The organism is Kordia zhangzhouensis, from assembly GCF_001005305.1.
GTDB lineage: Bacteria > Bacteroidota > Bacteroidia > Flavobacteriales > Flavobacteriaceae > Kordia > Kordia zhangzhouensis.
Genome location: NZ_LBMH01000004.1, coordinates 239465 through 263000 on the forward strand (window position 1 = coordinate 239465; position 23536 = coordinate 263000).

The 23536-nt window shown below is 33.7% G+C and carries 22 protein-coding genes; 8 read left to right on the forward strand and 14 right to left on the reverse strand.

Going from position 1 to position 23536, the window contains the following annotated elements:
* Positions 1 to 3 precede the first annotated feature (3 nt).
* From AA088_RS07735 to AA088_RS07750, 4 genes are read right to left on the reverse strand one after another with little or no spacing between them, the layout of a single operon-like run.
* Entirely contained in the window at positions 4 to 2181 is a 2178-nt protein-coding gene (locus AA088_RS07735; protein ID WP_046744389.1) for a hypothetical protein, read from the reverse strand.
* 6 nt (positions 2182 to 2187) lie between these two features.
* Complete coding sequence (locus tag AA088_RS07740; RefSeq protein WP_052752819.1) at positions 2188 to 3849, reverse strand: T9SS type A sorting domain-containing protein; 1662 nt, start codon at positions 3847 to 3849, stop codon at positions 2188 to 2190.
* Between the two features lie 8 nt (positions 3850 to 3857).
* The gene (locus tag AA088_RS07745; protein ID WP_156168490.1) at positions 3858 to 4409 is read right to left on the reverse strand and encodes a hypothetical protein; all 552 of its coding nucleotides are present in this window, start codon (positions 4407 to 4409) and stop codon (positions 3858 to 3860) included.
* A 10-nt stretch (positions 4410 to 4419) separates the two neighbouring features.
* Positions 4420 to 5196, reverse strand: a complete 777-nt coding sequence (locus AA088_RS07750) for a DUF4412 domain-containing protein (protein WP_046744391.1) — start codon at positions 5194 to 5196, stop codon at positions 4420 to 4422.
* Positions 5197 to 5369: 173 nt separating this feature from the next.
* Between AA088_RS07750 and AA088_RS07755 the strand changes: the two genes are divergently transcribed.
* Both AA088_RS07755 and AA088_RS07760 read left to right on the forward strand, forming a co-directional pair.
* Complete coding sequence (locus AA088_RS07755; RefSeq protein ID WP_046744392.1) at positions 5370 to 5912, forward strand: RNA polymerase sigma factor; 543 nt, start codon at positions 5370 to 5372, stop codon at positions 5910 to 5912.
* Positions 5909 to 6649 carry a tetratricopeptide repeat protein gene (locus tag AA088_RS07760; protein WP_046744393.1) on the forward strand — a complete coding sequence of 247 codons (741 nt, stop codon included), beginning with the start codon at positions 5909 to 5911 and terminating at the stop codon, positions 6647 to 6649. Before AA088_RS07755 ends, AA088_RS07760 begins: the two co-directional genes overlap by 4 nt.
* A gap of 1 nt (position 6650) precedes the next feature.
* Here the strand turns inward: AA088_RS07760 and AA088_RS07765 are convergent, their stop codons facing one another.
* The 5 genes from AA088_RS07765 to AA088_RS07785 all read right to left on the reverse strand — a co-directional run bounded on the left by AA088_RS07765 (position 6651) and on the right by AA088_RS07785 (position 10308).
* A complete protein-coding gene (locus tag AA088_RS07765; RefSeq protein ID WP_046744394.1) occupies positions 6651 to 7415 on the reverse strand; it encodes a DUF6090 family protein in 765 nt (254 codons plus the stop codon).
* A 63-nt stretch (positions 7416 to 7478) separates the two neighbouring features.
* Positions 7479 to 8072, reverse strand: a complete 594-nt coding sequence (locus tag AA088_RS07770; protein ID WP_046744395.1) for a Maf family nucleotide pyrophosphatase — start codon at positions 8070 to 8072, stop codon at positions 7479 to 7481.
* Between the two features lie 6 nt (positions 8073 to 8078).
* Complete coding sequence (locus tag AA088_RS07775) at positions 8079 to 9020, reverse strand: geranylgeranylglycerol-phosphate geranylgeranyltransferase (RefSeq protein WP_082106613.1); 942 nt, start codon at positions 9018 to 9020, stop codon at positions 8079 to 8081.
* Between the two features lie 12 nt (positions 9021 to 9032).
* Positions 9033 to 9563, reverse strand: coding sequence for a KdsC family phosphatase (locus tag AA088_RS07780; RefSeq protein ID WP_046744397.1), 531 nt, complete (start codon positions 9561 to 9563; stop codon positions 9033 to 9035).
* Entirely contained in the window at positions 9544 to 10308 is a 765-nt protein-coding gene (locus tag AA088_RS07785) for a Rossmann-like and DUF2520 domain-containing protein (protein WP_046744398.1), read from the reverse strand. Before AA088_RS07785 ends, AA088_RS07780 begins: the two co-directional genes overlap by 20 nt.
* A gap of 184 nt (positions 10309 to 10492) precedes the next feature.
* On the opposite strand from AA088_RS07785, the gene AA088_RS07790 reads away from it, so the two are divergent.
* The 3 genes from AA088_RS07790 (at position 10493) to ccsA (ending at position 14720) form a co-directional block, all read left to right on the forward strand.
* Positions 10493 to 10777, forward strand: coding sequence for a hypothetical protein (locus tag AA088_RS07790; RefSeq protein ID WP_046744399.1), 285 nt, complete (start codon positions 10493 to 10495; stop codon positions 10775 to 10777).
* Positions 10778 to 10902: 125 nt separating this feature from the next.
* Positions 10903 to 11298, forward strand: a complete 396-nt coding sequence (locus AA088_RS07795; RefSeq protein WP_046744400.1) for a group III truncated hemoglobin — start codon at positions 10903 to 10905, stop codon at positions 11296 to 11298.
* A gap of 119 nt (positions 11299 to 11417) precedes the next feature.
* Positions 11418 to 14720, forward strand: a complete 3303-nt coding sequence (ccsA, locus tag AA088_RS07800; protein WP_046744401.1) for a cytochrome c biogenesis protein CcsA — start codon at positions 11418 to 11420, stop codon at positions 14718 to 14720.
* 102 nt (positions 14721 to 14822) lie between these two features.
* Here the strand turns inward: ccsA and AA088_RS17600 are convergent, their stop codons facing one another.
* From AA088_RS17600 to AA088_RS07815, 3 genes are all read right to left on the reverse strand, one after another.
* Entirely contained in the window at positions 14823 to 15587 is a 765-nt protein-coding gene (locus AA088_RS17600) for a LytR/AlgR family response regulator transcription factor (RefSeq protein ID WP_052752820.1), read from the reverse strand.
* A 10-nt stretch (positions 15588 to 15597) separates the two neighbouring features.
* Positions 15598 to 16611, reverse strand: coding sequence for a sensor histidine kinase (locus tag AA088_RS07810; protein WP_046744402.1), 1014 nt, complete (start codon positions 16609 to 16611; stop codon positions 15598 to 15600).
* A gap of 119 nt (positions 16612 to 16730) precedes the next feature.
* The gene (locus AA088_RS07815; RefSeq protein WP_046744585.1) at positions 16731 to 19100 is read right to left on the reverse strand and encodes an outer membrane beta-barrel protein; all 2370 of its coding nucleotides are present in this window, start codon (positions 19098 to 19100) and stop codon (positions 16731 to 16733) included.
* A gap of 136 nt (positions 19101 to 19236) precedes the next feature.
* Here AA088_RS07815 and AA088_RS07820 point away from each other — a divergent pair, with 136 nt between their 5' ends.
* Entirely contained in the window at positions 19237 to 20061 is an 825-nt protein-coding gene (locus tag AA088_RS07820) for a hypothetical protein (protein ID WP_046744403.1), read from the forward strand.
* A 4-nt stretch (positions 20062 to 20065) separates the two neighbouring features.
* Here AA088_RS07820 and AA088_RS07825 read toward each other — a convergent pair whose 3' ends face one another.
* Positions 20066 to 20650 carry a CHAP domain-containing protein gene (locus AA088_RS07825; protein WP_046744404.1) on the reverse strand — a complete coding sequence of 195 codons (585 nt, stop codon included), beginning with the start codon at positions 20648 to 20650 and terminating at the stop codon, positions 20066 to 20068.
* Positions 20651 to 20721: 71 nt separating this feature from the next.
* Between AA088_RS07825 and AA088_RS07830 the strand changes: the two genes are divergently transcribed.
* Positions 20722 to 21333, forward strand: a complete 612-nt coding sequence (locus tag AA088_RS07830; RefSeq protein ID WP_082106617.1) for a glutathione peroxidase — start codon at positions 20722 to 20724, stop codon at positions 21331 to 21333.
* A gap of 15 nt (positions 21334 to 21348) precedes the next feature.
* Here AA088_RS07830 and AA088_RS07835 read toward each other — a convergent pair whose 3' ends face one another.
* Complete coding sequence (locus tag AA088_RS07835; protein ID WP_156168493.1) at positions 21349 to 21762, reverse strand: FEKKY domain-containing protein; 414 nt, start codon at positions 21760 to 21762, stop codon at positions 21349 to 21351.
* Positions 21763 to 22047: 285 nt separating this feature from the next.
* Here AA088_RS07835 and AA088_RS07840 point away from each other — a divergent pair, with 285 nt between their 5' ends.
* Complete coding sequence (locus AA088_RS07840; protein WP_046744406.1) at positions 22048 to 23457, forward strand: MATE family efflux transporter; 1410 nt, start codon at positions 22048 to 22050, stop codon at positions 23455 to 23457.
* The last annotated feature ends 79 nt before the right edge of the window (positions 23458 to 23536 follow it).

Genomic DNA, 23536 nt, shown 5'->3' on the forward strand with positions numbered 1-23536 from the left:
TTTTTAGTATGTGTAATGTACTCTAACTTGTAAAATAGCAGTGTCCTGCGTTCCAGACCATTGTCCGCCACTTACTGGTTCAACAGTTACAAAATATGCCCTGTATGTAGTTGCGCTTGACGAAATAGGAAAACTGATATTAGCTGTTGCCACCCTATTGGTTGAAGGATAGCTATTGGTATTTAAAATAGTTCCCGCAACTGAGAAAACTTGTAAATTGTTACTTCCATTATTTTCAAATTGTTGAAATCGTATTTTAAACTCTAGAGCTTCATTAGCTTGGACAGAAGTATCTCTGTATACATATTCTACTTGGGTAATTCGTACGTTTTCCGGTAATTGAATAGGAGCGTAGATGACCGAATTATCACCTGGCGTAGCAATATAAGCACCATTTAAACCTGATTTGGTAAAATTAATACCATTATTGGTGTCTTTGACAAAATCAAAAGGAGTAATGACTAAAATGTCATTTTGTTGCGTAGAAGTAGCTAAAAGATTTCCATTAGCATCCACACTAACGTTTCTTGTTCCCATTCCTGATAAATTATCAATGTTTACTATTCCAGAATTTGAGACTTTAAAAGCAGTTTTTCTGCCATTAAAAGAGTCGCCATTACCCACACTAAAAATAGCATTAATGTCATCTACATTATATCTACCTACTGCCATTGAACCTAAATCAGAGGCTATTGTATTCCATCCCAATGCCGTAGCGAATGATCCTGAAGCAGTCGTATTTGATCCAGTAGCTAATGAATAATCACCACTTGCATTTGAGTTTAATCCTGCAGCAAATGAATAGTTTCCAGATGCTACAACATTAGTACCTAAAGCGATTGAAGCTTCTCCTAAAGCGGTTGTATTATAACCAGCAGCAAAGCTAAAATTACCACGAGCAGAAGAAATTTCTCCAAAAGCAACGCTGTGTGTGCCTAGTGTTGTATTAGCACTACCAAATGCAAAGGAATAATCTGCTTGTGCAATAGCGCCATTTCCACCAGCAAAGCTGTAAGTTCCATTAGCTATAGTATAAAGACCAGTAGCTAATGAGTAATTTCCTAATGCACCACGTGTTGAGCTAGTAGTGCTTGCCGATAGATCAATAGCATTAAAACCTATATTTCCATAGTTGCTTGGGTTACGCCCAATCAATCGCCAACCATTTCCGTTACCTTCATCAAGTGCCTCTAAACCGGTACTTGGTGTTCCTATATTGGCATCAACATAAGCTTTGGTTACTAATGCATTGCTTTGTGTAATTTCAGCTATACTTAAATCGTTTGCTATAATATTTCCATCCGATTTTACACTTAAAATGTTTTTACGTGTAATATTGTCGGCTCCATTTCCAACGATGAGTAGGGCATCTGTATCTACCTCATTCCATTTTCCTAATACAGTTTGCGCATTGATCATATTACTAGATATATTTCCAAAACCTGCGACTAATGAATTGGAGCCGTTGGCAACATTTTGACGTCCTAAAGAAGTAGCTCCATACCCAGAAACTTGATTGTTTTCTCCAAATGCAGTAGAAGAAATTCCATCGGCAGTATTGTTTCTTCCTCCTGCAAAAGAATACAGCCCACGATTTGAGTCGTCCCATTGTGTCCCATCAACAGTCCCAGCTCTAAAGGCTACTTTCGTTTTGTCATAAAACATGCGGCTATCTGAGTTGATATCATTTTGATCTTCTGTACTAGTACTTCCTACAATGAAATCAGCATTGGTATTGGCGGCAGAGATTAGATTGGGTGTAGATTCTGAAAATGGACTCGATACGCCGGCAGTTTCTGCATATAATGCATATGGAACCGTTTTGAATTCTGTTGTGCCAAAATCGTTTAAACCACTTCCAGAATCTATTTCCGTTTTTAAAAAATAAACATCATTTCCCCAATTAATCGTTTGATAACTTCCTGCAAGCAACGTTCCTTCCCCAATATTAACAATTACTATTCCGTTGGTATCTGTAGTTGCTGAGTGCGTTTCTTTATACACTTCAGTTGCTGCCATGTTTCCTTTTAAAATGGTAAATTGAAGGGTCACAACTTGATTAGTAAGAGGGCTTCCAGTGTTGTCTGAAATAAGTGCTTTATAATTAATACTTCGCACTTGAGAAAAGCTTATTCCTAAATAGAAAAAGCTAAGTATGCATACAATGTATTTGAATTTCATAATGGGTTAGTTTTTCAATAATTTAAAATTGGAAATTTTTGAATTTGTGTTTACTTCAATCAAGTATAAACCTGCGGTAAGTGCCGAAATATCTATAGATGGGTTGATACTTTTGATATGTCCATGTTGCACTAATTTCCCAAGAAGAGAATAGATTTTATAATCACTATTTGCTAGGATTTTAGTAAAATGAATCGTGTTTTTTGCAGGGTTAGGATACATTTGAAAATGTGTCGTTTCAAAACTATTATAGCTTAGTGTGCTATTGTCAAGCAAGCTGGTCAGTTCCATTCCGTTTCCACTTTTGTTTCCTGGAAACCAAAGTTTTCCTTGGTATTCAAGTAATGAAAATGAAGAAATCAAAATAATTTCTTCAGAATTACCTGTTAATACTTCAGTTCCTGTAGGAGTCCCATCTGTTACCCATAACTGTTGAGAATCAAAATAGAAAAGTTTGTTAGCATATACAGTTGCTTTGAGAAATTGAATAGATTCTCCAGTATCAGACGAAGTCACAACTTTTACAGTTCCTGTTTCAGTGCCATCCGTTTTCCATAGTTCGTAATCTGAAGTAGTATTGTCTGAAGCCACAAAATATAATTCATTGTTGTAAAGAGTAAAATTTGGAATATTGAGTCCGCTAGCTAAATTATCTGTATTAATGTCTTTCACTAGACTCGAGAGAGTTCCATCCGTTTTCCACAATTCAGAACCGATAATTTCTCCAGAAGTTCCATTGTAACTGCGTGCTTTAAAAAAGAGTTCATTATTATATATAATAAGATTTGACGGATTGCTTCCAAAGCCAAAAGCAGGATTTAAATTGTTGGGAAAAATATCATGTTTGATTGTTGTTCCTGCGGAAGTTCCATCTGAAGACCATAGTTCACGCCCTTCAGGAACACTATCATCGCCGGAAACAAAATACAGTTCATTATTAAAAATAATCATGTCGTCAATGTTTTTCAATCCACTTCGTACAATCGTTGTATTGGCGGTAGTTCCATCCGTTTTCCAGAGTTCGCTGTTGCTTCCCCGATTTACAGCAAAGAATAAAAATCCGTTATATACGACTCCTAAAATATTTTTGCCTGATTTTTCTATATACGCAGGCGCACCATTGGTTGTGTCTTCAAAATTTTTCACAGAGACAGTTCCTGCAACTGTTCCATTGGTTTTCCACAGTTCAATAGAAGAGTTTGTACTTCCTCGGAAATATAATTCGTTATTGTATTCAACAAATAGTTGATTGTCGTCATTAGAATTAAAATCTAAACCGCTTGACGAACCAGGTCGAACATCTTTTAGTAAAATTGTTCCTGCGTCAGTTCCGTCAGTTTTATAGAGTTCTGTGCCAATGCCAGATACAAAGGCTGTAAAATATAACTCACCATTCAGTACGTATAATGATTCAGGAGAATACCCAGCTCCTCCGTTTAAATTTCCAGCAACAATTTGCGTGCCGGCACTAGTTCCATTACTTCTGTAGAGTTTTTTAAAAGAAGGTGTAATGTCTATAGCTTGGAAATAAAGTTCTCCATTAAATTCCGTAATATATCTGGGAGAGCTTCCATTACTTCCTGCCCAAATATCAATTTGATCAAAAACATATTGCGCATGTGCTTGAGTGGTTATAAAAGCTATAATTCCTAATAGTATTTTTTTCATTTTTCCAATTATTTCATTCGTGATTCGTTTACAGAAAAAATTACAGTTACATTCGTTTGAATGGTTTGTTCGCTACCATCATCCATACGAATTTTCAAGGTTAGTGTGTCTTCAAACTGTCCTGAGATAATCCTACGTTTTTTTACAACTCCTTCTTTCCAAGGAGTCACATGGGTAATTGTAGTTTGGGTACAACCCGTAAAATCTCCATCTATCCGTTGATATGTTTGAGAGTTGTTGAGATCAATAAAATTAAAACTTCCGCAGCCTGAGGTGCTTTTTTTAGGCGTATGAGAACCTGTGGTTGGTTCTCCTTGAAAGTGTCGATTTATGTAGTGAATTTGCAATCCGTTCTCAGAGGTTAATTTGGAAGCATTTACATTGCTCGCACCTTCAAACACTTCCAAATTTGCTTGACTCATGTAATTTCCTTTTTCAGGATAAAATGTGTGTGTGCCTTTTAGTGGACCATCACTAAATGTTACAGTAATAAAGTGTTTTTTGTTTTGCGAAAATGCAATAGCAGAACACATAGTGAATAGTATAAATAGTAGTTTCATAGCTTTCTTTTTACATTGATTTGTATGCGTTTGTATCAATTTTTATATCAGCATTCGTATCAACTTTGATTACTTTTACGCTGCCACTATCTTGAGAAGCTTCATACTTTAGTTCCATTACAAAACCTTCAAAAGGGCCTTCCTTTTTCATAGCGAGTATTGGTACAAATTTTCCTTTGATAGGAAAACTATTAGCTACCCATGCATAGACTTTTCCTCCATCATTTTCATATGTATATTCTTCACAAGTATATCCTAAGATTGTTTTGGTGCGTCCTGTTTTGGAGAGCTCATTGTTTTGAGGAATTTTGGAAGAATAATCCAATTGTCCTAATTGATCATTAGTCACTTTCTTTTTAATTTTCATGCCTGGCATGTTCATAAACATAGTACTTTCTGTTGGCGTGATTACGGCATAAACTTGTCCGCCGCTATTGTCACCAGCATTGTCAAGTTTCATACAAATCACATTTGGGTCATTGCTGTCAAATAGAAAATCGAGTGTAGCAGATTCATTTCCTTCGGTTTGCATTTGGATGGTTACGCTTTGATTAAAATGATACGATTTTACAGTTGTGTCCTTACTTTGTTGTACTTTTTTGTTTCCAAGCATCTTGTCAAGCATGTTATCTGCTGCTTTTTCAGCTTCTTCTATAGCTTTTTGTTCTACTTTTTCTTCGACGCGATTTTCAACTTTATTTTGAATTCGCTTTAAGAGTTGCGAATGCGTAACATGTGTTGCAAGAAGACAGCATACACAAGTACAGATTTTAAAAATTGTTTTCATGATGTATTACGTTTCGTTTCCTCTTTATATATTTACAGAGAAAAAGGTTAACATGGAGTGAGGTTATTTTTGGTAAAAAGTTGTAGAAGCAATCTTTAAATAGCTGAATATGCCTTCATTATCAAAAAATAATTTTGCAAATTGGTTAACCATTTGTTTTGAACTTCTACTAAATGAAAGAGCAGTCACCAGATTTACAAGCACGACTTCGAAATGACGATAAAAATGCGTTAGAGGAAGTGTATCTTACCTATAAGGAAGCGTTTGTAAATTATGGTTTGCGCTTTAATTTAGACAAAGAAGATGTGATTGATGTGTATCAAGATACAGTGATAGCCGTTTATCAAAATTTTGTAATTCAGCAAAAGCACATTGACAATAGTTCTTTAAAAACGTATGTATTTAGTATTGGGAAATACAAAATATACGATCGATTGCGTGAGCAAAAACAATTTGTGACTAAAGTTGATGCGGAAGATTCGTATGAAGAGATAAAACAAGAAGAGTTGGTTCTGTCTGAAGAACAGACGCTTTTGCAGAAACATTTTCGCCATTTAGGGAAAAGCTGTCAGGAAATTTTACGTTTATATTATTATCGTAATCTTACAGTTCAAGAAATTGTAGAAAGCACGCATTATAAAGATCAAAATACGGTAAAAAGCCATAAATCACGCTGTTTAAAAAAGTTAATCGCACTTATAAAAGACAACAAATGAAGCACGAAGAATTGATCCAAAAATATGTGCAAGAAACCTTAAATGAGGAAGAACAACAATTGTTTTCAAATTTGTTGCAACAGGACACGAACTTTGCTCAAGCAGTTGCAGAATACGAAAATATTCATAAAGCAATCAAATTTGAAGAGAAACAGAAATTGAAGTCTCATCTTCAAAATATAGAAGCGACAGCAACTCTTGAAGCCAATGAATCAAAACCTTCTAGAAATTATAAAAAACTTGCAATTGCAGTTGTTTTAATTCTTTTCTTTGGACTGTTAGGAAATTATATTGTACAACAATCTAACAGACATGAAACGCTATATGCAACATATTTTGAACCCTATCCAAATGCATTGTTACCTGTCACTAGAAGTGAAACAAATGCCTCAGAACTTACCGCAGCGATTCGCTCCTATGAGGCTAAAGATTTTGAAAAAGCTATAACACAATTTGAAGCGATTTTAGCAAAACAAAACCAACCAGATGTTGAAATCTGGTTTTACAAAGCCATGAGTTTATTAAATGCAGGTAAAGATAGTGAAGCTTTGGATGCATTACGGACAATTAAGCACAGCGAGACACGATTTACGCCACAAATTTATTGGTATGGAGCGTTACTTCATGTAAAGTTTAAAGAGAATGAAAAAGCGCTGAAAGCCTTACAATATATGGATTCAATCAATACAACATATAAAAAAGCTGCTCGAGAAGTATTAAAAGCAGAATTACAATAAATTACTCTATTTCTTTTGTGATAAGGGACAGAATTGAATTTAATTCTTTGAGCAAAGGTTTGTAATGTGTTTCTGAAGTTGAGTAACTTACCAAATAGAACATTAATATATTATTTTCAAAAGCTACAGAATCTAACAAATTCAAATTACTAAGGTAGTTGTCTTTTTGTAAAAAAGCTGTTTCTGGAATTGGAGGCGATAATTGAAAAATAGTTTTGAGGCTATTGTTATTTGTTCTAAACATATCTAACACTCTATTTCGTTGTTCACCGAGTTCATCTTCTTGTTTCGAAATATCTTTTAAGATAGCTTCCCAATTGGTAAGTAGCTTTCGTAAGGTGTCATTTGAAATATCTTTCAAGCTTCCCGAATTAATCATTTCATCTAATAATGAGGTGTTTGCATAAAAATAAACATCATAGGACAATGAACGAGACAATAATTCTGAGAGTTCTTTTTCTGTAATGGTATCTTTGGGATTTGATTTTAACATTAAAATCCGTTGTGCACCAAGATAGTTTTGCTTGTTTACGTCTATGAGTTCAATTAACTTGTGTTTACTCGTTTCAAACTCATCTTTCAAGCCTTTCAGATACGTTTGTTCTTTTTGTTGAAGAATACTTTGTTCTCTACTATTGTTAATAGCAACGGCAATTAAAATTCCTATAACAACCAATACAATTTCACCGACGGCATAGATAATATACTTTCCTATTTTGCTTTTTGTGATAGAGTTCAGTCTAAATTTTCTAAAAAAGCGTGCCATAATGTAGGTTTATAGTTAGTTCATTTTCCTGAAAAACTAAAGGTATTACTATTGTGCTTTATATCAAAATAAAGTAGAAATCTCAGAAAACATTTTATATACCAAATGTGTTGGTAAACCTACTACGTTAGCATATGAACCTTCAATACGGGAAACTTTTGTATATCCAATCCATTCTTGAATACCGTATGCGCCTGCTTTATCAAAAGGTTTAAAATTGTTGACATAAAACCAAATTTCGTCATCGGTCATCTCTTCAAAATATACTTTTGTAATTTCATGAACTACTTTTTGAGCGTTTACAGTAGTAAAGCATACAGATGTAATGACTTCGTGACTTTTTCCACGCATGGTGGCAATCATATCAAATGCTTCTTGTGCATCTTGTGGTTTTGCCAACGAAACACCTTCGTGCCAAACTACTGTATCTGATGTGATTAAAACGTCCTTATCTTTTAATTCGTTAGTAAATACAGATGCTTTTAATTGTGCTAAATAATCTGAAATTTCATGGTGTTGTAACTGTTCAGGATACACTTCTTCTAGAGGCTTTAGACGTACTTCAAAATCTAGTCCGAGGTCTCTGAAAAATTGTTGTCTGCGGGGAGAACCTGAAGCGAGAATGATATGGTATTTTTCTGAAATTTTAGCTAACATAATTTTTTAAAATAATACAAGTGAGAGTTTGTCTATTGGATCAAAATAATAAAGCACTACGGTAGATAAAATCCCGAATAACATAATCAATTTTAATAATAATGATAACATTTTGTATTCGCGTTTGGTGTCTGCTTGCCAAATTTTAATTATGAAATAGAGTAGTGGCAGTAACAAGGTAAACAATGCATAAATGGTTGTCACTGTTTTTCCTTTCAAATACATACTTGTAGCATATAAGAGAAAACAGATTAGTAAACCTGCAAAAAAAGCTACAATTTTATTGACGCGGTTTCTTCCTAAAATAATTGGTAATGTTGTAATGTTTGCATTATAATCACCATTAATATCTTCAATATCTTTAACCATTTCGCGCATAAAATTGATTAGAAACGCAAAAATTGCATACACATAAATTGCTACAACCGAAACTGCGTCAAAAAAGTGAATATGTTTTTTACTACTGTTGTATTTGTATTCAAACAAAATGAGGATTAATAAACTACTAGCCACGAGAGTAGAAACAATTATGTTTCCAACTAACGGAATGCTTTTGAAGTGTGAGCTGTATAAAAATAACAACAACGCAATTCCTATAAAAATCAATGAAATCCACCAGCGGTCAATCGTAAAACTAACATAACTTCCGAGTCCGATTCCTACGAAAGTGCATAAAAAATAAAGCGCATACGCGTTTTTTTGAGAAATAAATGTATCAATAAAAACTTTGTGCGGCTTGTTGATTCGGTCAGTTTTTACATCAAAAATATCATTGATGATATTTCCGCCAGCAGCAATCAAAACAGTTGCTAAGACGACACAAAAAAACAACTTCTCTTTTATATAACAATTGTCAAAAGGAACAATCCAATAGTAATAAAATAACAATTGTGTCAGCGCCATCATGACCAAGTTAGGAAACCTAATGAGCTGTAAAAACTTTGTCATGGAACTTGCTATTTAGTCATATTGTGCATCAAAATCCTTGTCCCATGTGCCTTGCACTCGCATTACTTGCGTAATTACATCACGAGCAGCACCTTTTCCACCATCTACATGAGAAATGTATTTGCAAATTTCTAAAACTTCATAAGCGGCATCTTGTGGACAGCATGACAAACCAACGCGTTTCAATATAGGGATATCAGGAATATCGTCGCCCATATACAATACATTTTCTAGGTTGATATTTTTTTGAGTAATGTATTCGTTTAATTGTTCAATTTTTTGGTGCGCACCTAAAAATATATCGGTAATACCTAAACCTTCTAAACGCTTTCGAACACCTTCATTTGTTCCTCCAGAAATAATACAAACATTATATCCCTTATTTACAGCGGCTTTAAGTGCATATCCATCTTTAATATTCATACGTCGTAACATTTCTCCTGAGGTAGTGATGGTAACGGTTCCATCAGTTAGTACACCATCAACATCAAAAATAAAAGTGGTAATATGATTCAAATATTCTTTATAGCTTTTCTCTTCCATATGTTTTTGCAATTGATTGCGTAAGCAATGTATAAATTTCTTTGTGAATATCTTTGTCTAATTTTTCTAAATGAGCTTGAATGGTTTTATGGTCGCCACGCTTGGCAGGACCTGTTTGTGCCATATATGGTGTTACGTTTTCTATTTTTTTGGCAGTTTCTAAAATCAGTGGTTTTAAAATTTCAAAAGGCACATTGTTTGCTTCACAAATTTCATGTGCAATTCGATACATGTGATTGCTGAAATTATTCACAAATACGGCAGAAACATGCAACGCGCGGCGTTGTTCAGAGCTTATTTTATAGGAAGTACTACCTATGGCTGTTGTGATAGATTTTAGTAAAGCAAAATCACTTTTTTCTTTTGCTTCTAGACAAAAAGGAATCGTTGTAAAATCAACAGTAGTTCCTTTGGTAAAAGTTTGTAGTGGGTATAAAACACCTCGGCGATTCTTTTTATTCAACACATGCATGCCTGCACTTCCAGAAGTATGAACAACCAACCGATTGGAAAAAGGAAGTTTATTTGAAATGCTAGCAATGGCATCATCAGCAACGGCGATAATATAAACATCTGCTTCAGCAAGCTGTTTAAAGTCTGTCGTGGTTTTAGCTTCTTTAAAAAACGAAAGTGCTTTTGAAGACCGATTGTATACTTGAACAACATTTAATGTTGTGGTAGCTTGCAACACTTTATACAAGTGTTGTGCTACATTGCCAGCTCCTAAAATTACCAATCGTGTCATGTTGCAAAAATAGGGACACTTTATCTTTTTTAAAACTTTCAAGAGATACTTTTCTATGGCTTTGAAAATATCTTAAGAAAAGAAACAGCTATTCTTTATAGGAAATATGATATTTATCATGTTTTAAGACTTAAAAAGGACGGACATTTGTACTAATGAATAATCAAATAAAACCTTTACAATCATGACTTTATATACGCAATATTACAACGAGTTTCACGATAAGTATACTATGTATATTCCGCTTACCATTATCCTTCAGAGTTGTGTAGGTGCTATTGCGGCAATGTACATTTTGATTAACGGATTGGACACTATTTCTAGCTTAGTTCAATTATTTATCTGCGTGTTAGTGACTTCATTTTATAATGCTGCGATACTAGCACAATTACGAGATAAATGGGTGTTCAATATGTTGTTAATCAGTTTATTATTGAATGTTGTTTTTATTGTTGTAAATTCCTTTTAAATTTTAATAACACGTTTTATTCACTGCTGCAAGCAGAAAAAAGCTGAACTTTATCAAAACTATGATAACGTTCAGCTATTTTTATAAATAAAAGACACCTTGTGGTGTGCAAATGAAAAGAGCTTATGGAAACAAAAAAAGATATTGAAAATAGAGTAGATGTACATCTATTGGTAACAACATTTTATGCAAAAATTAGAAAAGACAAGGTGTTGGGGCCTATTTTTAATAATAAAATAACTCACTGGGATGCTCATTTAGAGCATTTGACGGATTTTTGGGAAAGTAGCTTATTCTTTGTAAATACCTACCGAGGAAATCCGCTTGAAAAACATGTTGAGGTTGATAATTCGATGCAGAACAGTATTAATGAACATCATTTCGGAATTTGGCTTAATTACTGGATACAAACATTAGATGAGCTTTTTGAAGGAGAAAAAGTTAATATTGCTAAAAATAGGGCACGTAAAATGGGAACGTTCATTTATCTCAAATTATTTGAAGCACGTTCAAAGAACTAATTTTTATCTGGCAGAATATTCTCAAATATGCGTAAATTGAATGTTAAATAGCCATGAAATTGGCTAAAATACCGTATTTTTGCATTCTGAAAATTTGATCTAAAAGATAATATTACGCAATGGGTAATCTCCTTAAGAATATTCTTTTCTCTACACGATTAATGGCTGTCCTTTTTTTTGTATTTGCTTTGGCCATGGGAATAGGAACTTTTGTTGAAAGTGAATACAGTACAACAACTTCCAAAATATATATTTACAACGCTTGGTGGTTTGAATTAATCATGCTATTGTTTATGATTAATTTCTTTGGAAATATATTTAGATATCGTCTATTACGTAAAGAAAAATGGGCAACTCTATTAATTCACTTATCATTCTTTTTCATCATTTTAGGAGCATTTATCACTCGATATATTAGTTATGAAGGTGTAATGCCTATTCGTGAAGGGGCCACTGAAAATACATTCTTATCTGAAAAAACATACATTACTGCTTGGGTAGATGGTGAAATTAATGGAGAGCCAAGACGACGCATACTGAAAGGCGATTATTTAATTTCTCCAGAAGGAATTGCACCAACTACATGGATAGGAGAAAGATTTCCATGGAAAAGGGATTTTAATGGGCAAGATTTTACGATTGAGTATAAAGGCTTTATTCAAGGTGCAGAAGAAGGAATTGTACCTGCTAAAACGGGCGAACGATATCTAAAGATTGTTGAGTCTGGTGGAGGTAATCGTCACAACCATTTCTTGAAGTCTGGCGAAAAAGCACAAAGTATTCACAATATTCTGGTTTCTTATAATAATCCAATTGATGGAGCCATCAACATCATGAGTGATGATTACGGAAACTATACAATTAAGAGTCCGTTTGAAGGTGAGTACATGATTATGGCTGCACAGCAAAAGGGAAAAGTATATAAAGACAGTGTGCAACAATTTCAATTGCGTTCGCTTTACAGTTTAGCAGGGTTGCAATTTGTAATTCCTGAACCTGCCGTAGAAGGAAAAATTGGAGTTGTGGAAACAGCCGAAGGCTTAAAAGATCAAGCAGACGCAATCATTTTACAAGTATCTACAAATGACGAAACGGAAGAAGTACGTGTAATTGGCGGAAAAGGACGATTCAATGCTCCTGTAAAAGTTACACTTGGAGGATTAGATTTTTGGCTACAGTATGGAGCAGATCAACTTCAACTTCCCTTTAGTATCAAGCTTAATGACTTCATTGCTGAACGATATCCAGGGACGGTTGGTCAAGGAGGTTACAAATCATTTATGAGTAAAGTAACGGTTAATGATCAAACCTCTTTTGATTATGATATTTATATGAATCACGTACTAGATCATGGCGGATATCGTTTCTTTCAAGCACAATTTGATAGAGATGAAAAAGGAACAATTCTCTCGGTAAGTCATGATTGGTGGGGAACTAATATTACCTATTTAGGATACTTTTTACTCTATTTGGCACTGATGGCAATTTTATTTGATAAGAATACACGTTTTGGAGATCTCAAGAATCAACTTGAAAAAATAAAGAAGAAAAAATCAACATTGACAGTAATTGCTTTATTCTTTTTTAGTGTTGGAATATTTGCTCAAGAAGCTGATACTACTCAAGTAAAAGTTGATACATTAGTGAAGCAAGAAACTGCTTCAAAAAAAGAAACTACGCAGGAAGGTCATGTTCATACCGATGATGATGGACATGAACATGAAGTTGTAATGAAATCGTATACAAGCGAACAAATTGATTCAATTATCGTTGCGAATGCTGTACCTCAAGAACATGCAGACAAATTTGCTCGATTGGTAATTCAAGATGATGACGGACGTATGAAACCTGCGCATACATACGCACGTGAATTACTTCGCAAACTAAGTAAAACCAGTACGTACAAAGGACTTAGTGCCGATCAAGTAATGGTGTCTATGATTCAATATCCTCAATTGTGGTACGACGCAAAAATTATCAGTGTAAAACGACAAAAGCATGATAGTATTCGTAATATTATTGGCATTGAAAAAAGTGATATGTACGCCAGTTTATTAGATTTTTTTACAAAAGAAAATCAATACAAACTCAATCCATATACGGAAGATGCATACGCAACCAATAAACCGAATCAGTATCAAAAAGCAATCAAAGAGTTCGATTTAAAGCTTGCTTTGCTAAATCGTGCTTTGCGAGGAGATATTGTACGAGTGTTTCCGCTACCAGAACATCCTAACAATAAGTGGATATCAGATTCTGATTATGATTTAAATCCAGGGAAAGGATTTCAACCTAAAGATTCTTTGTACGAGCGCTATGTGAAAAATGCAATGAAAGTCTATACCTTGATGCTGAATGGGGCCAATAAATCAGGAGATTATTCGCAAGCAGATAAAATGGTAGAGAGTTTACGCAAGCGACAAAAAGAGTTTGGAAGTACTGTTTTGCCTTCAGATAAAAAAATAGAAACAGAAATTATTTATAATAAAGTCAATGTTTTTGAACAATTAATGATATACTATTTATTGGTTGGTGCGTTAATGTTTTTCTTTATTGTTTATCAAATATTTAAAGACAATAATTTCATCCAAAAAAGCATTTTCATATTTAAGATTGGTGTTATCTTACTGTTTGTGTTACATACCGTAGGTTTAATTGTTCGATGGTATCTTTCAGGACACGCACCTTGGAGTGACGCCTACGAATCCATGATTTATGTTGCTTGGGCTACTATGTTGTTCGGGTTGCTTTTTGGAAGAAAATCCGATCTAACTATTGCAGCAACCACCTTTGTAGTCGCAATGATTTTATGGGGCGCACATATGAACTGGTTAGATCCTAATATTGCCAACCTACAACCTGTATTAGATAGCTATTGGTTATTGATTCACGTTGCCGTAATTGTAGCGAGTTATGGACCATTTGCCCTAGCAATGATTTTAGGGATTGTAGCCTTATTACTGATGATTCTTACGAATAAGAAGAATAAAAAACGCATGGATTTAAATCTCAAAGAAATCACTGTAATCAACGAGATGGCGATGACCGTGGGACTTGTGATGCTTACCATTGGAAACTTTCTTGGCGGAATGTGGGCAAATGAAAGTTGGGGACGTTATTGGGGTTGGGATCCTAAAGAAACATGGGCGTTAATAAGTATTATGGTATATGCCTTTGTGATTCATATGCGTTTAGTACCTGGATTACGTGGACGTTGGTTATTCAATTGGATGGCGATAGCGGCGTTTGGGTCTATATTATTTACCTATTTTGGTGTTAATTTTGTATTGAGCGGATTGCACTCGTATGCTACAGGAGATGCTGTATTAGGGCCTAAGTTTGTGATTATAGCAACAGTAGTTTGGCTAGCCTATGGAGCTTTAAGTTACTGGAGATACAAAGTACATTATAAAAAGAAGTAAGTTTTTCTAAAAAATAAATTTTGCGGGATTCACTACTAAAAGCATCAAACTATCTTAGTTTAAGATGTATATTATTGGATGTGATTTTAAAACGCAATATTTTTAATGTTCTAACCATTTTCTAAAATCGGAAGTAGTTGAAGAACTTGTCATTACCTTCTCTTTAATACCTGTCAATTGGATGAGCAAACGATTTTTAAAGTGGCTTTCTATGTTTTCAATAAAATCAATATGTGCAATTTGACTTCTATTGATGCGAAAAAATTTCATAGGATTCAGCATTTCATGAATTGTTCCTAAGTTATGAGAAATAGGGTGCTTTTTGCCTTTATAATCTACTGCCATACAAAAATCACCTGAAGCTTCAATCAAGCTGATATCACTCACATTTAACAATTGAATACCTTTTGACTTTTTAATTACAAAACGCTTTTTATAAAGCGCCTGTTCTTGCTGTAATGCTGATTTTAACAAATCGATTGTATCGTTTTGAATAGGTTGATAGCTTTCGGTTTTAAAAAACGATTGAAATTTATCCAATGCTTGCTTGATGTCTTCTTTTGTGTAAGGTTTTAATATATAGGCTATTCCGTTGGTGCGAAACGCTTCAAACAAGTATTCGTCATGCGCCGAGCAAAAAATAATAGGACACTCTATTTTTACACTATTAAACACATCAAATGAGATTCCATCTAGTAGTTGAATATCTGAAAGAATAAAATCATAACGTTCATTTGCTAAAAATGAACGTGCTTTTTCATTTGAACGAGCCCAATTATGAGTAAAATCTTCTTCAAAATAGAATTCCAAATGCGTCAAGAGTTTTTCGTAAGCAGGAATTTCATCTTCTAAAATTAATATGTGCATAGAAATGACTTTAAGATTCGTTACTTAATTGAATGATTGGAATTTTCACCATAAAACTTTCAGCGGTATTTTGAATGATAGGTTTTTTATCAGACAGTAATGTATAACGATATTCAAGGTTTTTTAAACCAGTGCCAAGTGATTCTTGATCGTTTTTAATAATACTTTTGGTATTTATGATTGTTAGCCAGTCTTCATCAATTGTTACATGGGCTTTAATCGTTTTTCCATGTTGTGCTCGATTGTGCTTTGCTACATTTTCAAGCAAAGTTTGAATGGCACCTGTTGGTACAAATTTACCTGTGAGAGGTACATTTTTAGTAATTGTAAACTCGTAATCATTCCCGAAACGTGTTTTAATTAAAAACATATAATTTTCGGCAAAGTTCATTTCTTCTGTGAGTTCCATCACTTCTGCATCTTTTGTTTGGATTAAATAGCGATATATGAGCGATAGTCGGTTGATGTATTCTTTAGCTTTATCGGTATCGCTATCAATCAGTGCATCCAGCGTATTCAAGTTATTAAATAAAAAGTGAGGACTGATTTGTGAACGCAGTAGTTTTAACTCGTTTTCTTTTTGTTTTTCTTTAATGGAAGAAATCATCATTTGTTCTTCATAATACTTTTTTGTCAACAACAAACCAAAAGGCAATCCTATACTTTGTGCAGTATTTGAAATATAATTAATTACTTGTTGAAAACCGTATTTGAATTTAGCCCAATCGTGCCCACCACTATAATAACCTACCAAATTTTCCCAAAAACCAGCTAAAATCAATATAAGTAATCCCCAAAATGTGAAGTGAAAATATTTTTTATTATTAATCACATAATCAGGAAGTAACCAGTACAAGAACAAACAAATTACGGTAATATCAACAATCACAAATGAAGGTATGTCAAGTAAATATTCAATGGTGTCAGCATTTGTGGCAATATACTCATATATCGCCATTAGGACAGAAATGCCATAATAAATTGCGAGGAGTATATAATCCGATTTATTCAGTTTTACATTCATAATCAGTCCTTAAAATTAGCGTATTTTAATGTCTTTTAATAGATTTCTTTAAAAATTAGAGGCTAAATAGTATGTTTTCTATCCTGTATTTAGTGAAGCAAATTCTATGTTTTTCAAACCTATTGTTGGGTTTTAATACGATCTACTTCGTCGTTTGCTCCGTTCTTTCTACTTTTTGATTTGTTGTATTTTTTTCCAAAAGAATAACTTACCTGTAAAAACACATTTCTACGCGGCCAATCACTAATGATATCTGCATTTACATTGCTATAATTAATTGCTCCATAGAATTTTCTGTCAAGAATTTCTTCTAGTTCAACACTCACTTTCAATTGATCGTTTAAAAACTTTTTACTGAAAGCAATGTCAATTCCTGCAACCCAATCAAACTCTATTTGCCCGTCTAATCCGCCAGAAGTATAATATCCAGAAATCTCCGATTGTATGTTCCAAGGCAATTTATATTCGGCACTTGTATACCAAGTCATACTCCACAATGAATTATTCAATGCAGGTGTTAACTCTTCCGACATATATTTATTATAATTCACAATAACACCAGTATATCCATCTAGTCCTTTTATAAAATTTAGTGGTGCAAACAAACTAAAGCTCCAATTCTCATTATTAGCTAAGTTAATTGTAGATCGAGATGTCTCTGAAGTAGTATCATTTTGCGCCACGATTTGGAATAATGCATCATTCGTTTTACTGTAGCTTGCGCTAAAAAAAGGTTGATTTTCATATGTTAAGTTGAAACGAAAACTATTGGTTAATGCTGGTTGTAATGTAGGGTTTCCTTCTTCAAAAGTAAACGGATCATAATAGTATACAAACGGATTTAATGTTTCGTATGATGGTCTTTGAATGCGATAACTATACGCAACATTTGCGGCAATTTCTTCAGTAATATTTCTTGAAACACTTACACTTGGAAAGAATTTTGCGATAGTTCTATCTAGTGAAGTATTTAGGTTTTGCGAAGTTCCTACAGTTTCGCTTTGTTCCCAACGCAATCCGCCCGAAAAAGACCATTTGTCCAAAGTAACGTTCAACTTTGCATATGCGGCAATAATATCTTCATCAATCAAAAAGCGATTTGTTTGATTTGGATTGTTTACAAATTCGCCCATATCATTTTGAACCAGCGATTTAAGATCACTATCAGAATCGACATTCGAATATTTGAATCCAGCACTTAAAGATGCTATGTTACTTAAAACACGTTTATAATCTGCTTGGTACGTATAAATGTGATAATCTGCATTTTGGAAATACCGTTGATTGTCATACGCAACAGTACTTTGTCCAACTTGGAACAAATTGTTTTCATTTGTTGAGCTGTAATCCACAAAGTTGAAGTCTACAGAAACTTTATTTACTTCATCACTATATTCATAATACGGATTCAGTACACATAAAGTCCAATCACGTTCAAAACGATTATCTGTTTCCAATGATTCCATAATTCCGTTGCGGGTAATATTTGTAATGTTGTCTGTGACTCGATTAGAAGAACTGCTTGTACGTTGCACGCTAATGCCTGTAGTATGTTTGTCGTTTATATAATAATCCAAACCAGCACTCAAACGCAAGGTATTTGGATCATACGGAGAGCGTGAAAATTGATCGTACGTATCATTTCCTACTTTTCGAATCAATCGAAGATCATCGCGCCATGAGCCACGTGAATAACTTACACTTGCCTGCCAGTTAATCTTGTTTTTAAAACTAGCAATAGAAGCACTTTTTCTGAAAGTAAAATCTTCTGCGTAACCAACCATACTTTTTAGAGTTCCGTAAGTTCCTAATTTTACATTTTTCTTTAAAACAATATTAATCAAAGCTCCTGTACCATCGGCATCATATTCAGCACCAGGTTGTTGTACAAGTTCAATTTTTGCAATATGATCAGCAGGCATTTCACGAAGTAATGTTTGCATGTCCATGTAGTTGGTTTGTTTTCCATTAATGAGTATGCGTACATTGTTTTGTCCAGCATAGCTTATATTGTTGTTAGTAACCAATACGCCAGGAATCTTTTTCATTACATCGCGTACATTGGTATTGACCATTTCTGAGTTTTCTAAATTAACAACCAATTTTTCCGCACTTTGTGTAATGACAGGTTTTTTAGCAATTACAACGACTTCGTCTAAATTTTCAGGAATGTCTTCTTGTAAAACAAAATCGACTGTCAGGGTTTTTGAGGTATCAATTTTCAGTATGACAGATTGCTGCGTCTTATAACCAAAAAAAGAAGCCTCTACATAATAGTTTCCATTAGAAACATTGGTAAATGTGTAGCTGCCATTGTCTTCTACAATAATAGCTTTTATTGGCGTATTACTTTCACTTTCGTATAACACAATATTTGCAAATGATACAATTTCTTTTGATTCATCTGTTACTTTTCCTGTAATGGTACTTTGAGCAAGCATGGAAGTACTTGTCAATACTAAAATGATGTTGAATAAAGTTTTAAACATAACTATTCGTTTTTTTACTGTTCGTTTTTTTTGATGCACAAATATGCTTTAGAAACTATACAAGGAAAAGATGTTTCTGCCGAATCGGGATAAAAAAAAGGTGAATATGGAATTTTTTAGGGTTAAATTTACAGCAATGAAAAAGCGATTTTTATATTTAGTTTTACGTGTTTTCATAGTAATCATGCTCACTATTCTTACTCAAGTTGGTGGGTTAGTTTATTTGTTATATTTATGGATAAAGCAAAAACATTCGTTCATAGGCTGGAAGAGAAGAGTACTAAATATTGGGCTATTTGTATTGCTTTACAGTATCTGTTCTTTTGCGATTGTACCAACAGTAGCTTACAAATTGTATAATAGAAAAGCATTGCCTATAACGAATTCTGCATTGCAACCGTTACGGATGTACACTTTTTTAATGAATCGACATTATGTTGATGAAGAATTGTATGAAGTATTGGTCAACTCTGCAGAAACAATGCAACTCACGTATCCAGAAACTACTACATATTTTTTAGACGCCTGTTTTCCATTGGGAGCAAAATTTCCATTATTGCCACATTGGAGTCATAATGATGGTCGAAAGGTAGATCTTGCTTTTTATTACAAAGATTCAGAAACGGGAATCTACAAAAACGGAAGTCCGTCATGGTTAGGTTATGGTGTATGCGAATCACCTAAAGCAGGAGATAAGGACATGCCAACATTTTGTAAGGAACAAGGTTTCTTTCAATACAGTATGTTGGAAAAAATAGTGCCACAATACAAAAAGGAAACGTATCATTTTGATGCTAAACGCACTAAAAAATTGATAGAAATTTTAACCGCTTCTCCAAGTATCAAAAAGCTATTTATTAAACCACATTTACAATCGCGAATGCAACTCACTAGTCCCAAAATACGATTTCACGGTTGTCATGCTGTACGGCATGACGATCATATCCATGTACAATTGTAGGTAATTATTCTTTTCGTAACCAGCCTATTATGTAATTATCTTTTACTTTCCAGTGATTATGTTCCTCTTCCAAATCATAAGTAACACGTGTACTTGAAAATGGACCTGCATTTTGTTGAATGATTGTTAGTTGATTTTCTGAAACATTACAAACAATGGCAACATGACCAAACGAATTGTACCAAGAAGCTCGAAAAACTATAATATCGTGTACTTTAGGTTTGGAACTACTACCATTAGTATACTGTATAAGGTTGCGTTGCAGGTTTCGAGAACCATCTTTTACATTTGAATCAAAAAAATCTTTAGCATGTCCGTAACTATCGGGCATTTTATGATTAAAATATTCATAATAATACCGTTTTACAAATTCGACACATTGGTATTGTAATCCTAAATTATAACCGTCTTTTGCTGTGTTTCGTTTCGTTACATGGTTCACAGCTCCGTTGTAATATACTGTTACATTATGAAAAGTATCTATTGGTTCACCAACGGTTCTAAAAGGATTAAAGTTGATGTATTTTGAAGCAATTAATAACCCTATGAGGATTCCAAGACTGAGTATAAAAACGGAAAGTCGCTTCATGTGTTAAATATAAAAAACCTTTCCGCGATAAGCTAAATACTTTCGTATTTTTACATAAAACTAACAGCCGAATGAGACTATTCACGTTATTGGTAGTGGTATGTATAATAAGTTGTACATCTCAACCTAAAGAGAAAGAAAAAGAAACATCACAAATAAACGAAACAACAATTCAAAAAAAGATCGAAAAAACTATGGAAAAAGGCTCTATTCATCAATTTACAGTAAAAGATATTGCAGGAAATAATTTTAATTTTGCCGATTTAAAAGGTAAAAAAATAATGGTAGTAAACACAGCTTCAGAGTGTGGATTGACACCACAATATGAACAATTGCAAGAAATATATGAGGCTTATAAAGATCAAAATTTTACAATTGTTGGTTTTCCTGCTAATAACTTTGGTGCGCAAGAACCTGGAAGTAATCAACAAATCGCAAAATTTTGTAAAGCAAATTATGGTGTTGCGTTTCCAATGATGAGTAAAATTTCGGTAAAAGGAAACGATATGCATGAACTATACCAATTCCTTACACAGAAATCACAAAACGGATTGGAAGACTCAGAAGTTGCTTGGAACTTTCAAAAATATTTAATAAATGAAAATGGCGAGTTAGAAAAAGTAATTTCACCAAGAACTTTACCTAATGATGAAACAATTATTTCGTGGATTGAAAATAATTGAGTAGCATTTTAAGGATTACATTTTTTTAAGGAATAGCTTTAATCCTATTGCATCTGTTCGGATATCTTTGCGCCAACAAGTCCCAAATTTTTTATCTAAAAAATTGAATATAGTTAGGTTATATCCTTCTTCGTTTTCATTTTCTCCCATTCTTACACATCCTTGACTATAAAATTGAACCGAATATTTTTTTTGGAACGATATATCCTTTTTATTGTTGAAACTAGGCATCCCTCCAAAACCTCCTGAGAATAAAATTTTTACACTATTATTTTCAATGTCCTTTTTGGCTCCTTCAGGATTATATTTAGACTGTAATTGTACAGAAAATGATTTTGGAATTTCTAATTTGTAGTAATTAGTATCATTTTTTGATTGTGCATTCAACCGAAAGCTAATTAGAATCAAGGTAAATAAGAAGTATCTCATAGTCGTTTGTAATTTATACTGTTTAAAGTGCATGTAATTAGTGGGTATATTTACTAAAAATATTCAAATCGTTCTACAATACAAAGTAAGCAATAGCTTTGTTTTGGCACTTGTAATGAAAATATATGGACATGTATGATTTGCACAATTCAAAAAAAGGGCGATATTTGTACCCTTATGGAACTGTAAGTTATACACCTTCGGATTTTTGTTGAGTACTTTCAACACCACAATGCAACCCAAACTTCTTTCGGTTGCACAGTATTCATTTCTTAATTTTACATCATGTCAGAACACCAAAAACTAACGGTTAAACAACTATTTTTGCATTTTACCAATGCTCTAAAAGGAACTCAAAACGATTTTACTACAGGTAGTATTCGCAAAGCAATTTTTATGCTTTCTATTCCTATGATTCTCGAAATGTTAATGGAGTCTATTTTTGCCATCGTAGACATTGCTTTTGTTTCACAAGTAAGTACAAATGCGGTCGCTACCATTGGTTTAACAGAATCAGTCATTACATTAGTATATGCTGTGGCTATTGGCGTAAGTATGGCAGCAACAGCCATGGTTGCCAGACGTATTGGAGAAAAAGATCCAGAAGGAGCTTCTAAAGTTGCTGTGCAAGCTATTTTTCTAGGAGTGATTATTGCTAGTATTGTGAGCGTGATAGGAATTATTTTTCCGAAAGAAATACTAGAAATGATGGGAGGTGAAGCTGATCTTATTGAAGAAGGTTATGGGTATACACAAATTCTTTTAGGAGGAAACGTAACCATCATGCTCTTATTTTTAATTAATGCCATATTCCGAGGAGCAGGAAATGCGTCTGTCGCAATGAAAGCGTTAATTCTCTCCAATGGATTAAATATAATATTAGATCCTCTATTCATTTTTGGTTTTGGACCAATTCCTGCTTTTGGAGTGGAAGGAGCAGCTATTGCAACTACTATTGGTCGTGGAACAGCAGTTCTATTTCAACTAAGCATACTTTTTTATGGTTGGAGTGTTATAAAAATTAAGTGGAACGACTTGGTTTTACGTACTGATATTATGCTTAATTTATTACGAATTTCGCTAGGAGGTATTGGACAATTTATTATTGGAACATCTAGTTGGATCATATTAATGCGCATCATGGCTACATTTGGAAGTGATGTATTGGCAGGATATACCATAGCTATTCGAGTAGTTATGTTTACGCTATTACCTTGTTGGGGAATGAGCAATGCAGCTGCTACATTGGTAGGGCAGAACTTAGGAGCCAAAAAACCAGAAAGAGCAGAAACGTCTGTATGGAAAACAGGTAAATACAATGCGTGGTTTATGGGAATTGTTTCAGTACTCTATCTATTTTTTGCGAAAGAAATCATTCTTCTGTTTACAGACGTACCTATAGTAGTTAAAAACGGAGCACTTTGTTTACAAATTATTGCAGCAGGCTATGTGTTTTATGGTTACGGAATGGTAGTTATTCAATCATTCAACGGAGCAGGAGATACACAAACACCTACCACTATAAACTTTTTTTGCTTTTGGTTATTTCAATTACCACTAGCATATCTATTAGCAATTTACTTTGACCTTGGACCTAAAGGGGTATTTTGGGCAATTACAGCAGCACAAGTATGTATTGCCATTGTAGGTATGATTGTCTTCAAAAAAGGAAAATGGAAAGCAGTACAAGTGTAGATGTTTAATTGAATATCTTCACTAGAAGGACAAAGTAATGAAATTAAAAAACATAAAACTTATTTCTTTATACAAGTCT